This is a genomic window from Petrotoga halophila DSM 16923 (assembly GCF_002924615.1).
Map to the genome: position 1 here is coordinate 1 of NZ_JALY01000224.1, position 11,129 is coordinate 11,129.

The window sequence follows — 11,129 nt, forward strand, 5'->3', positions numbered from 1 at the left end:
TTGTTGAAAGATTTAGGTAACCCGAAATCACTGATCAATATTGTTGAAGAAGTTACTCCTGAGCTTGAAAATCTTGCTAATGGAAAAAGTGGTAAACTAGGTACCGGCGGGATGAGTTCAAAATTAAAAGCAGCAAAGATTTCCATCGCCTCAGGAATACCTTTAACAATTCTCCCATCTTATGAAGAGAGTATTATTACAAAGGCTGTGGATAATATTGAAAATAGGCAGTTTAACCTTGGTACAACCTTTTTACCCAAAGGAAAAAGGATGAGCAAAAGGAAGAGATGGATTCAATTCAGCTTAAAGCCAAAAGGCAAATTGATTGTGGATAATGGAGCCCATGAAGCACTTTTAAAAGGAAAAAGTCTGTTAGCGGTAGGAATTATAAGTGTATCAGGTAGTTTTTCCGTCGGAGATCTGGTTTTGATATCTAATAAAAAAGGAGAAAGCATTGGAAAAGGTTTAATAAACTATTCTTCCGAGGAATTAAAAGAAATAATTGGTAAAAAAACCGATGAAATACTTACATTCAAAGAAAACTTTGGACCTGAAGAAGTAATACACAGGGATAATTTAGTTATAATGGAGGCAACGGAGGGATTTGAACCCTCGAATAGCGGTTTTGCAGACCGCCGCCTTTGACCCCTTGGCTACGTTGCCAAATTGGCGGGGACGACGGGACTCGAACCCGCGGCCACCGGTGTGACAGACCGGCATGATAACCAGCTTCACCACGTCCCCTTCAACTTCAAATGTATTTTATCATATAATTCTAATTTTGTCCAGTCTCTTCTTCACTTGCTTCATTATCAGTATTTACTTTTTCTTCTTTTTGATCTTCGGTTGGGGTTACATTTTCACCTTCGAACTCTTCTTTTGATATTTCAACTATTTGTACTTTCTCTTTGATGAATTGGGCTACTTTTTCTCTTAATTTGTTCCATAGAATTTCATTAGATAGCTCAGGATTTGAGCTTATTATTTCCTGAGCACGTGAGAAAGGTAAACCATACATAGTTGAAAAGTTCTTGATCTCTTGTGATAACTCTTCGTTTCCTACTTTGATATCGTTTTCTAAGGATAGTTTTTCGATGACAACCATCTCTTTTATCCAATTCAATGCACTCTTTTTGATTTCCTCTCTCAATTTATTTTCGTCATTATCGTATTTTTTTAAGTTTTCTTCGTATTTACCCTTGTTTTTAAGATCATTTATAGTTGCATCAATATAATAATTTACACTTTCATCAGATATATCAATATCCACATAATTAGGTAACTCCGATAAGATATAGTTAACCACAAATTGATCCTGCCAATTTTTAACGGCATCTTCTCCTTCTTTTCTCAAAGTCTCTTTCAACTCGTTCAATGTTTCTACTTCAATATTCAGCTCTTTTGCGAAATTATCGTTCAGTTCAGGAAGTTTTCTTGTATAAACTTGTGCAATTCGAACTTTTTGAATCAATTTTTTGTCTTGATCTTCTTTTTCTAATTCAAATTCCTCACCAGTAGTTTTTCCTATGAGTTTTTTAACGAGTTCTCTTTCATCATCTTCTCTAACTATTATTTCCTCTTCTTCATCAGATTTGATCACTTCACCGTTTTCATCTACTAAATCATAATTAATTCTTACATAATCTCCGTACTGTATGGGTTCTTCTTTGGGATCTAATATTGCGTTGCTCTCCAGTAAATCATTCAATCTTCTTTGTACAAAGTCCTCAACCACTTCTTTAGATTCAGGGATTTTAACCGTAATATTTTCAAATTCTGTTTTTATAATTTCAGGATAGGTGTGAAGTAAAACCTCGAATTCTATGTGTTCCTCATCTTGAGCTCTTGATTCAACAATAATTGGGAAAAGCAACTTTTCTTCTTCTCTGATTTTGTGATCCAGCTCATGTTCCGCTTCTTCTAATAACATATTATTGAAATCGGGACCTAAGCGCAACTTAATAACCTGTTTGGGGACCTTACCTTTTCTAAATCCTTCAAAGGTGTAATGTTGATTAATTTCCCGAACGATTTGATCTTCAATTTTTTTAATTTCATCTTTAGAAAATTTGATGAGGTATTTCTTAACATTTTTGTCTTGGCTAAGTAAAGTTTTTTCCATGATCCTTCCTCCTAATTTGAGAAGTTTTATCATCAAAGTTCAAAGTATTATACAATGAAAGATAAGGAATTTGGTTAATTAAACGTCAATTTTTGTTTTTATAGTGTAAACATTTTTCTTAATTCAACCTTTTATTTGTATAATTATTTATAGAAATTTCAATTTAATTGTGATACAATATTTCGATTCGAAGCAGTTACTAGAGGTGAATATATTGGTTGGACGTTTTCTTTTGAAAGATATCCCGATGGTTTATGGCAGTCAAGATGATATTTATTCTTTTATCGAAGATCAAATTGGAAAAGAGAAGCTTTGGATAGTTACTTTAAATGCGTTGATGTATATGGAATATTTAAAGGGTAACGAATATTCTAAAGCCATTAATAAAGCTTCTTTTTCCATTCCTGATGGGGTGGGAATAGTTAAATTACTCAAAAAGAAAGGAATAGAGACGGAAAGATGCCCCGGTATAGATACAATGAAATATTTATTAGAATTGTCTGAAATAAATAATTATAGAATATTTTTGCTTGGGTCAGAAGAGAGTGTGGTTGGACAAGCTGCTCAAATAATTGAGAAAATGTTCAACGTAAATATTGTTGGATTTCATCATGGGTATTTTGATATAAATGCTGAACGAGAGGTTGTTCGAAAAATTAATGATAGTAAAACAGATCTCCTTTTTGTAGGGATGGGAATTCCAAAACAGGAATCCTTTATTTTCCGAAACTATGAAACGTTACAAGCAAAGCTTATGATGGGAGTTGGTGGTAGCTTTGACGTATTTGCTGGTGTTACGAGAAGGGCTCCTCTTTTCTTTCAAAAGCTTGGATTAGAATGGTTGTATAGAATGTTTGAAGAGCCCCATCGATTCAAAAAATTACCTGATTTATTTAAATTTTATATGAATTTGTATAGAAATAAAGATTAATTATATAAATTCTATATTTAGACGCGAAATCTCAGAGGAAATGTTCAGATAACAAGTGTAAGATGCTTCCGAGAAATTATCAGAAACATAAGTTCCATCTTCTCTTTGGTACATTCGTCCAAAATTTTTGAAATTCAAATCCCCAACATGGTTTAATACTAAAGCAACATCCCCTGGCAATTTTATATTTATTGCTGAAACTTCAGAGTCTACGTCAACTGTGGTATTATCCTTTTGAGATGGTATCAAAGTGATTTTAGATGCGGTAGATTTTATTCTTACTTCTCGTGTTTTAATTTGTCTCAGATCAAAAAAGGCTACGCTAACGTTCAATTTTGCTTGATAATTGTAATTAATATTTTCGTTTAAATATACAGTTATCTTTGCCCGTTCAGGTACTTTTACGTTGGATACTTTCAGCTTGTTCAAAATATCGACTTTAGAAGAGTCATATTCTTTCTTAAAAGAATATATATCATTATCAATCACAGCTTTTACTTTTACAGGTGTCTCTATCTTAGAAGAGTCAATAGTTACAGAGCTCCAGTCTACATCTGTTGATAAATCAAGTGTGTCACCTATAAATTTAGGAGGAAGATTTTCAGATATTATCGATTTGTTAATCTTTAAGTGGGGCTTTCTTATATGGAACAGCCCTTTAAATCCAGCAGCAATAATATAAGATGCGATCATCAATAGAACCAATTCCCAAAAATTTAGTGAAGTGGGGAACAACTCAAATGTGTCTAGCAACAGTATTATTCCAAATATTAGACTTCCTAAAGTTCCTACGTTTCTTTTTTTGAAAAAGGTTAGTCCGTATCCAAGAAAAATCAATGTAAAAAAGAATTCTAACAAGTTAAAACTAACTAAGAATTCGTTGAAAATGACTGATAAAACTATTAAAATACCTAGCGCGATCAGTATTAATCTTCCTTGCATAATTACTCCCCCCTGTCCTTTAAAAATTTTTCTGCAAGCTCTTCAGAGTATCCCAACTCTTTTAAAAGTTCTATCGCAAAAGATCGAGAAATCTTTCCCTCTTTTAATAAAGACAATATCTTTTTTTCTTCAATGGTTAAGAATTCGTCGCCTTTGGAAATATCTTTGCTTTCTTCTTTCTCCACTTCTTCTATGATTTTCTCATGAAGATCTACACCTTTGATACTAATATCTCCACTCATTACATTAATTTTTAAAACTCTTTTTTTGGGCATAGTAGAAGAATCACTACTTTGAACTAAATCGACGTTTGATCTTATAGATGAAGAATATCTATGTATTGGAGCTTCTAAATAGATTTTCTCTCTTCCTTGAACTATTAGATTTATATCTCCGGAAGCAGTGTTTACAATACAATAAAAATCTCTGTCTAAGGAATCTACAGAGATATCACCACTAGCTGATTTAAAGTTTGCTACTTTCACGATAGAATTTTTTATTAAGACATCACCGGAAGCCACACTTAACTTAAGATTTACAATTTTAGAGTTTTGAACTAGAACATCGCCACTAGCCATGCTAAAATCACCATATGATATATTTACGTTGTGAATTTCAAAATCTCCAGAAGCTCCTTTTAAAATCAATTCATCCATCTCACTGTTATTTAAGTCGATACTCACATCCCCAGACCCAGTATCCACCCTTAAAGATTTCAAAGTTTTAGTTTGATTAGATCCAATAATATCTACATCTCCTGATCGTGTTTTGATCGCTAAATTATATAAGTTAGTAGAATCCAAGTCCGTTTCTATATCAGCTGATGATAAGTCTAACGTTATATCGTTAACTTGATCACCTATGTACAAATTAATAGGTACTTCATGGAACATTTTAGAGAAAGAAAAAAATTTTGATAAGAAATCACCTTTTTCATAATCAATGTCGATTGATACGCTTGTATGATCTGAATTCCAAGCAGTCCTGACGTTAATATCTTGATCTCCGTATTCGAGATATGTTATTTCACTGTGGCAAATTTTTATTCTTCCGTGAAAATTTTTGGCCTTTATTTTAATAGATTTTACATCATTCAAATCAATCTTTTGCATTCAAAATCACTCCTTTTTATTTTTTGTATTTTTTTAATAATTCTTTTGCATCTTCAGGGGTAATCTCTCCTTTTTCAATCTTTTCAAGGATTTCAAGGGTTTTTTCTCTACTTTCAATGTTTTCAGACTCGTACCCCATTGCTGTTGCAACTTCTTCTAATCTTGCTTTTGCTGTAGGATAAGAGATACCAAGTTCTTTTTGTAATTCCGATAAATTTCCTCTAACCTTAATAAAAATCTTCAAAAAATTTAATTGTTGGTTTGTTAATTGAGCAAATTCTTCTAATTCGAAATTGCCAGATATTTCAGTTCCGCATTCTTCACATCGATATTTTATGATATTTAACTTACCCCCACATACCGGGCATTTGGATAAACGGTATTTTGACATATTAGGACCTCCTATTATTTTTTATGTTTTTGATGATATTTTGATAGACTCTCACGTTATTTTGAAAAAATTATAACATAAAACTTTAAAAATGTCAAGTTTTAATGCAAAAATTTTGATTTTCTAAATAAAAAAATTAAACTAAAGGTTTTAATATAAAAATTTTAAAAAAAGGGGTAGGTATTTGATATAATCGATGATATAATATTTATTGTAATTCAAAGAAAAAATACACTTTGAGGAGGTCCAATCGTGGCAATAGACTCACCTAGTTGGTTAAAAAGTTCTGTAATTTATGAAGTTTTTGTTAGAAATTATGGAAATGCTGGAACTTTTAATGATATATACAACGATATTGAACGTATTAAGGCTTTGGGGACAGATATACTGTGGTTTATGCCTTTTTATCCTATTGGGAAAGTTGGTAGAAAAGGTACTCATGGAAGTCCTTATTCGATAAAAGATTACGAAGAAATATCTAAAGAAATTGGAAATAAGAGGGATTTTAAAAGATTAATAGACAAGGCACATGATAACGGATTAAAAATAATGATCGATATTGTTTTCAATCATACCTCTTTGGATTCAAAGCTGGTTGAAACACATCCGGAATGGTTTGTGAAAGATGAAAACGGAAAATTAACCAGAAAAGTTGAAGATTGGATGGATGTTTACGATTTGGATTATGAGAATAAGGATTTATGGGACTATCTAATAAAAGTTTTAGATAGCTGGGTTGATCTTGGCGTCGATGCTTTTAGATGTGATGTAGCACCACTTGTACCTTTAGAGTTCTGGAAAAAAGCTAGAGAACGATTGAACCAGAAAAAGGAAGTTATTTGGTTGGCAGAAACTCTTGATCCAAAATTTATTCATGATCTCAGAACTAGAGGGTACAATGTTCATTCAGATTCAGAGGTTTATCAAAGCTTTGATCTTACATACGATTATGATGGCTTCTATTATCTAAAAAGTTATTTTTCTGGGGAGAGAGATTTGAATCATTATTTTGATCATGTTTTTTTGCAGAATACAATATTTCCAAAAAATTCTATTAAGATGCGTTTTTTAGAAAATCATGATAATCCAAGAATAGCATCAGTTTTAGAAGGGAAAAACAAGATCAAAAATTGGACTGTTTTCTATAATCTTTTGCCAGGAGCTTCTTTAATATATGCTGGACAAGAATTAATGATGGAAAAACTACCTAACCTTTTCGAAAAGGATCCGATTAAGTGGGACAAAGGTGATTATGAATTTTTAAGCTTCTTTAAGAAGATTGTTAACATGACCAAAGAGATTAAATCAACCTGTGACCAATTTTCTATTCGAGAGTTATCTGAGGGTATAATAATGATCAAATGGAGTGGAGAAGAGGATGAATACACTACCATATTAAATTTGGAAGATAGATATGGAGAAATACCAGTAGATTTTACTTTATATGGAACGGATTTAATAACTAACGAGATTGTTTCTATACAATACTTCTTTGTAATCAGCAAATTACCTATTATTATTAAAACAAAATAAAATATTGTATAATCTAAATTAACCTTAGATTGATATAATGGAGGCATATTAATGGGAATTTTTGAAAAGTTCAAAAATGGTTTGAGTAAAGCGAGAAATACCATATTTAAAAATATCAAAACTATTTTTTCAGGTAAAGTTCTCGACGATGATGTATTGGAAGAATTAGAAGAGATTTTAATAATGTCTGATATGGGTGTTGAAGTTTCCCATGAAATTTTGGAAGAGTTAAAAAGTAGGTATAAAGCTGATAATTCTTACAATGATCCCCTTTTATTATTGAGAGATATTTTAGTGGAAAATTTACAGAAAGACGAAGTAGTTAACGACTTTCAGCAAAAACCTTATGTAATATTAATTGTTGGAGTAAACGGTAGCGGTAAAACTACAACTGCTGCTAAGTTAGCAAAGATGTATTCTAGCCAAGGTAAAGAAGTTGTTTTAGCTGCCGCAGATACATTTAGGGCTGCTGCAATTGAGCAGCTTAAAGAGTGGGGTAATAGGTTAAATACCACTGTAATAGCTCACCAAAAAGGTTCAGATGCCGCAGCCGTGGTGTACGATGCAATAACGCACGCAAAATCAAGAGGTAAAGATATAGTGTTAATAGATACTGCAGGACGTTTGCACACAAAAAGCAATTTAATGGATGAATTGAAAAAAATAAGGCGTGTGGTTGAAAGGGAAGTTCCAGGAGCTCCTCATGAAACACTCTTAGTTCTTGACGGAACTACTGGTCAAAACGGGATTTCTCAGGCAAAAGCTTTTAAAGAAGCCATAGATATAACGGGTATAGTCGTAACTAAACTCGATGGAACCGCCAAAGGTGGTATAGCTTTCGCTATAAATCATGAACTTAATATCCCAATAAAGCTAGTGGGTTTTGGGGAAAAAGAAGACGACTTACAAATTTTTGATCCTCAATCCTATTGTAATGCATTATTAGGTGTTGATGAGGTAGAATGAAAGATTTCATTAGAGATTTTGCGGTGTGCCCAATATGTCAAAAAGAATTTTCATTTGATAAAGTAGCTTCAACGTCTATAAAAGTAAGTTCTTATGATTTAGATTTGAGACCTGAATACAGAGATATTAATGTATCTCTCTATTCTTTAATTACTTGTCCTCATTGCTATTTTACTTTTCAGGAAAAAGATAAAGATTATATATATGAATACTTAAATTCTCAAAATATTGAGCAAGTTAAGTTGTTTTTGAATAAGATAAATAAATTATCTCTTCCCGAAGTAGATAATTCTTCTTCAAAATCTCACGAATTTTATGCAACTCAACTTATGATAGCAGCCAATATTTACACAATTTTGGAACTACCCAGTGAAGTAGTAAAAATTCTAATAAAATTCGCTTGGTATTACCGTGAACAAAATGAAGAAGAAAAAGAGTTAGGAATACTTTACTATTGTGGGAAGATAATTGAAAAGAACTATGAAACATTTTCGGAAGAAGATTACATATTTTCTTTGTTTTATCTGGGGTATATAAACTATAGATTGAATAATAGAAAAGAAGCGGCGAAACTATTTGATTATTTGTTAAAAAATTATAATAATCCTACAAATCCATATTTAAAGGCTGCGAAATTTCTAAGGGGTGAATTAAAGTGAGGAAATTGTTTTGGATTTTCTTGTTAGGTTTGGTATTTTTCTTATCTGGGTGTACGGTTTTTCAACCAACTTCGCAAGAAACAACTTTACCAAACAAAGATTTAGAGTTAATTCAAAATCAGTTGGATGCCTTAGATGAGCGTTTAACTCAAATGGAAGAAAAAATTAACAGTTTATCTGACGAAATTTATCAAATTTCAAAGAATAACAGTTATGCTTATGATATGACAAAAAGCCTAAAAGATCAGTACACCAATATTGATAACAGGGTAGTAACCTTAGAGAATTATCTGTATGAAGGGCGGAGTTCTGAAGCTATTGATAAACTATTGGATTTAGATCAACGAGTTCAAAGTTTAGAAAATCAAATTTACAATGTCTCTCAACAAAAGGTTAATAATTTCACAAACACTAATTTAGATCAAAGAGTATCTCAGTTGGAAATTCAGATCACCGAATTACAGAATGTTGTGAACAATATTCCGAAAAATGATCAAAAAATTCTCTTAGATACTGTGAACTCACTAACGGAAAAGGTTAATAGTTTAGAACAAAGTTTTAAAAACTCTGAGTTTTACTTTTTGGAAAACGGAAATATAAAAGAGCTTGTACAACAAGAAGTAGACAAACTCAATTTAGAAAAATATGTTGAAAACATAGTAGATTATAAAACTGAAGAGACCGTTTCGAAATTTTATTATCAAAATCAGAGCGAAGATATACTAAATGTTAAATCTTTAGAAAACAAGGTTGCTTCTTTAAATAAGGAAGTAGACAATGTAAAATATGACCTTCAAAAGGTTATTACTCAACCACCAAATTCATTTAACGAGAAATATCTTGGTCAAATACAAAATATTGAAATGAAGATCGATCAACTTTATAGATCCGTAGGAGAGGCTGAAACCAAGTATCTATTTGAGAATTCAAACGAAGTAAGGTATCAAGTTAAATCAGGGGATACTCTGATAAGTATTTCAAATGCTTTTAAATTAGGAAATAAAGGTGTTCAAATTATTCTGCAAGCCAACAATTTACAGTCCACAAATATTAAAGTAGGACAAGAATTAATCATACCAGTAAATAATATTGAAGAGTATATCAGGTGGCCTTTTCCTAAAACTTCACTTGCAAATTATGAAAAAATTGTTGTAAGGTTTGGAGAAAGGAATGCTGCCGGAATTTCTAGTGGGATAGGAGTTTTGGTTCAAACTGAACAAGTTTATCCAGTTCTCCCAGGTAGAGTAATTGAGACCGGAAAATTAACAAACAACAATTGGTATATAAAAATCGATCATGGAAATGCTATTATAAGTATCATTGGGAATATAAAAACACCATATGTTGATGAGGGTAAATGGGTCGATTCGAATACTTCGTTAGGAATTGCTAACGCAGGTAGTATTGTAACGGTTGAATTGTGGAAGAACGGAGAACCAAGAGACCCGTTGAAACTTTTTTACAATATGATCGGAGAATTCCAAGCAACCTATTACACTGAATGGGATGACAAACTTGTCTATTCTCCAACTTTTAGGCTAACAAGGTCTGGAGAAAAACCAACATCGTACAAAACAATTGCAGCAGATCCTGATGTCTTGCCTTTAGGAACAATAGTATATATACCTGAATTGTCGGATCTTCCCAATAATGGCTATTTTGAGGTTCAAGATACAGGAGCCAAAGTTTTGGGTAATAAAATTGATATATATGTAAACGATGTGAGGTTAGCTAATAATAGTTTACAGAATTTAACTGTATACGTAGTCGGTAGAAAATCAAACGTATAAAGATACAATCTTGATATTTCTATGTTGGGAGTTAAGCAATAGATGAAACGTTTATTTAAAAGGAGGAATAAAATATGTCTCTTACTGTTAAAAGCAGTTATGCTTTAAGGGCTTTGTTTGAATTAGCCGTATTAAACGAAGATGAAGGAAAAGAGAAAGTTCCTATCAGCGAATTATCTGAAAGACAAAGCATACCAAAGGACTTTCTTGAGAAAATATTTATAGAATTACGTGATGCAGGAATAGTCAAATCTGTTAGAGGTAAATTTGGTGGGTATGCTTTGGCCAAAAATCCAAGAGATTTACCGTTGAGTGAAATTATTCAAGTTTTAGATAAACCGCTTCAATCTTTTGATTGTATTGTTGGAGAATGTTCGTTGGAAATAGAGTGTGCTGTTGAATTTGTATGGAAAAGGGTTAATAATTCTATCATGCTAGAGTTGAGCAAAATGACTTTGCAAGATATAATTGATTACGGAAGAAAAATAGCAAAGATCAAGATCTCAGAAATACCCACTTCAGAAATAGGTCAAAGCAACGATTAACTAAAGGTAAATTAAGTTAAGGCAAGAAGAAAAAGAACTAAAATATTGGATAATTATCCAAAATGCTCTTTGAAAATCGAAGTAATTCTTCAAAAAATTGGAAAGTAATTAGAATTGAAGAAGTTTTTAGGGAAAATA

At 31.9% G+C, this 11,129-nt stretch carries 10 protein-coding genes, 2 tRNA genes and 1 pseudogene; 7 read left to right on the top strand and 6 right to left on the bottom strand.

Annotation, left to right across the window (positions count from 1 at the left end; translation table 11 throughout):
* Positions 1–270: 270 nt before the first annotated feature.
* Positions 271–513 (top strand): annotated as a pseudogene (locus tag AA81_RS14905) (PUA domain-containing protein); the annotation flags it as partial.
* A gap of 73 nt (positions 514–586) precedes the next feature.
* Here AA81_RS14905 and AA81_RS10915 read toward each other — a convergent pair.
* From AA81_RS10915 to tig, 3 genes are all read right to left on the bottom strand, one after another.
* A tRNA-Cys gene (locus AA81_RS10915) sits at positions 587–663 on the bottom strand.
* 4 nt (positions 664–667) lie between these two features.
* Positions 668–744: transfer RNA gene (locus AA81_RS10920), tRNA-Asp, on the bottom strand.
* Positions 745–775: 31 nt separating this feature from the next.
* Positions 776–2,122: a trigger factor gene (gene tig, locus AA81_RS10925; protein WP_169926235.1), complete on the bottom strand. Its 1,347-nt coding sequence runs from the start codon at positions 2,120–2,122 to the stop codon at positions 776–778.
* Between the two features lie 205 nt (positions 2,123–2,327).
* Here tig and AA81_RS10930 point away from each other — a divergent pair, with 205 nt between their 5' ends.
* The gene (locus tag AA81_RS10930) at positions 2,328–3,053 is read left to right on the top strand and encodes a WecB/TagA/CpsF family glycosyltransferase (protein ID WP_245863603.1); all 726 of its coding nucleotides are present in this window, start codon (positions 2,328–2,330) and stop codon (positions 3,051–3,053) included.
* On the opposite strand, the gene AA81_RS10935 is transcribed toward AA81_RS10930, so the two are convergent.
* From AA81_RS10935 to AA81_RS10945, 3 genes are read right to left on the bottom strand one after another with little or no spacing between them, the layout of a single operon-like run.
* Positions 3,054–3,995: a hypothetical protein gene (locus AA81_RS10935; protein ID WP_103077881.1), complete on the bottom strand. Its 942-nt coding sequence runs from the start codon at positions 3,993–3,995 to the stop codon at positions 3,054–3,056. It abuts the gene before it with no gap.
* A gap of 2 nt (positions 3,996–3,997) precedes the next feature.
* Positions 3,998–5,107 carry a DUF4097 family beta strand repeat-containing protein gene (locus tag AA81_RS10940; protein WP_103899010.1) on the bottom strand — a complete coding sequence of 370 codons (1,110 nt, stop codon included), beginning with the start codon at positions 5,105–5,107 and terminating at the stop codon, positions 3,998–4,000.
* Between the two features lie 16 nt (positions 5,108–5,123).
* Positions 5,124–5,498 (bottom strand): DUF2089 domain-containing protein, encoded by a 375-nt coding sequence (locus AA81_RS10945; RefSeq protein ID WP_103899011.1) that lies wholly within the window; start codon positions 5,496–5,498, stop codon positions 5,124–5,126.
* 252 nt (positions 5,499–5,750) lie between these two features.
* Between AA81_RS10945 and AA81_RS10950 the strand changes: the two genes are divergently transcribed.
* The 5 genes from AA81_RS10950 (at position 5,751) to AA81_RS10970 (ending at position 10,991) form a co-directional block, all read left to right on the top strand.
* Complete coding sequence (locus tag AA81_RS10950) at positions 5,751–7,031, top strand: alpha-amylase family glycosyl hydrolase (protein ID WP_103899012.1); 1,281 nt, start codon at positions 5,751–5,753, stop codon at positions 7,029–7,031.
* 51 nt (positions 7,032–7,082) lie between these two features.
* Positions 7,083–7,997, top strand: coding sequence for a signal recognition particle-docking protein FtsY (gene ftsY / locus AA81_RS10955; RefSeq protein ID WP_103899013.1), 915 nt, complete (start codon positions 7,083–7,085; stop codon positions 7,995–7,997).
* Complete coding sequence (locus AA81_RS10960; protein WP_103899014.1) at positions 7,994–8,656, top strand: DUF2225 domain-containing protein; 663 nt, start codon at positions 7,994–7,996, stop codon at positions 8,654–8,656. The genes ftsY and AA81_RS10960 overlap by 4 nt, the downstream gene beginning before the upstream one ends.
* Positions 8,653–10,446, top strand: a complete 1,794-nt coding sequence (locus tag AA81_RS10965; RefSeq protein ID WP_103899015.1) for a LysM peptidoglycan-binding domain-containing protein — start codon at positions 8,653–8,655, stop codon at positions 10,444–10,446. Before AA81_RS10960 ends, AA81_RS10965 begins: the two co-directional genes overlap by 4 nt.
* Before the next feature lie 74 nt (positions 10,447–10,520).
* Entirely contained in the window at positions 10,521–10,991 is a 471-nt protein-coding gene (locus AA81_RS10970) for an RrF2 family transcriptional regulator (RefSeq protein WP_103899016.1), read from the top strand.
* The last annotated feature ends 138 nt before the right edge of the window (positions 10,992–11,129 follow it).

Excerpts from the sequence above, each read along its gene's own strand:
- tig (WP_169926235.1), bottom strand. The coding sequence starts at position 2,122 with ATGGAAAAAACTTTACTTAGCCAAGACAAAAATGTTAAGAAATACCTC.
- AA81_RS10935 (WP_103077881.1), bottom strand. The coding sequence starts at position 3,995 with ATGCAAGGAAGATTAATACTGATCGCGCTAGGTATTTTAATAGTTTTA.
- AA81_RS10940 (WP_103899010.1), bottom strand. The coding sequence starts at position 5,107 with ATGCAAAAGATTGATTTGAATGATGTAAAATCTATTAAAATAAAGGCC.
- AA81_RS10945 (WP_103899011.1), bottom strand. The coding sequence starts at position 5,498 with ATGTCAAAATACCGTTTATCCAAATGCCCGGTATGTGGGGGTAAGTTA.
- ftsY (WP_103899013.1), top strand. The coding sequence starts at position 7,083 with ATGGGAATTTTTGAAAAGTTCAAAAATGGTTTGAGTAAAGCGAGAAAT.
- AA81_RS10960 (WP_103899014.1), top strand. The coding sequence starts at position 7,994 with ATGAAAGATTTCATTAGAGATTTTGCGGTGTGCCCAATATGTCAAAAA.
- AA81_RS10970 (WP_103899016.1), top strand. The coding sequence starts at position 10,521 with ATGTCTCTTACTGTTAAAAGCAGTTATGCTTTAAGGGCTTTGTTTGAA.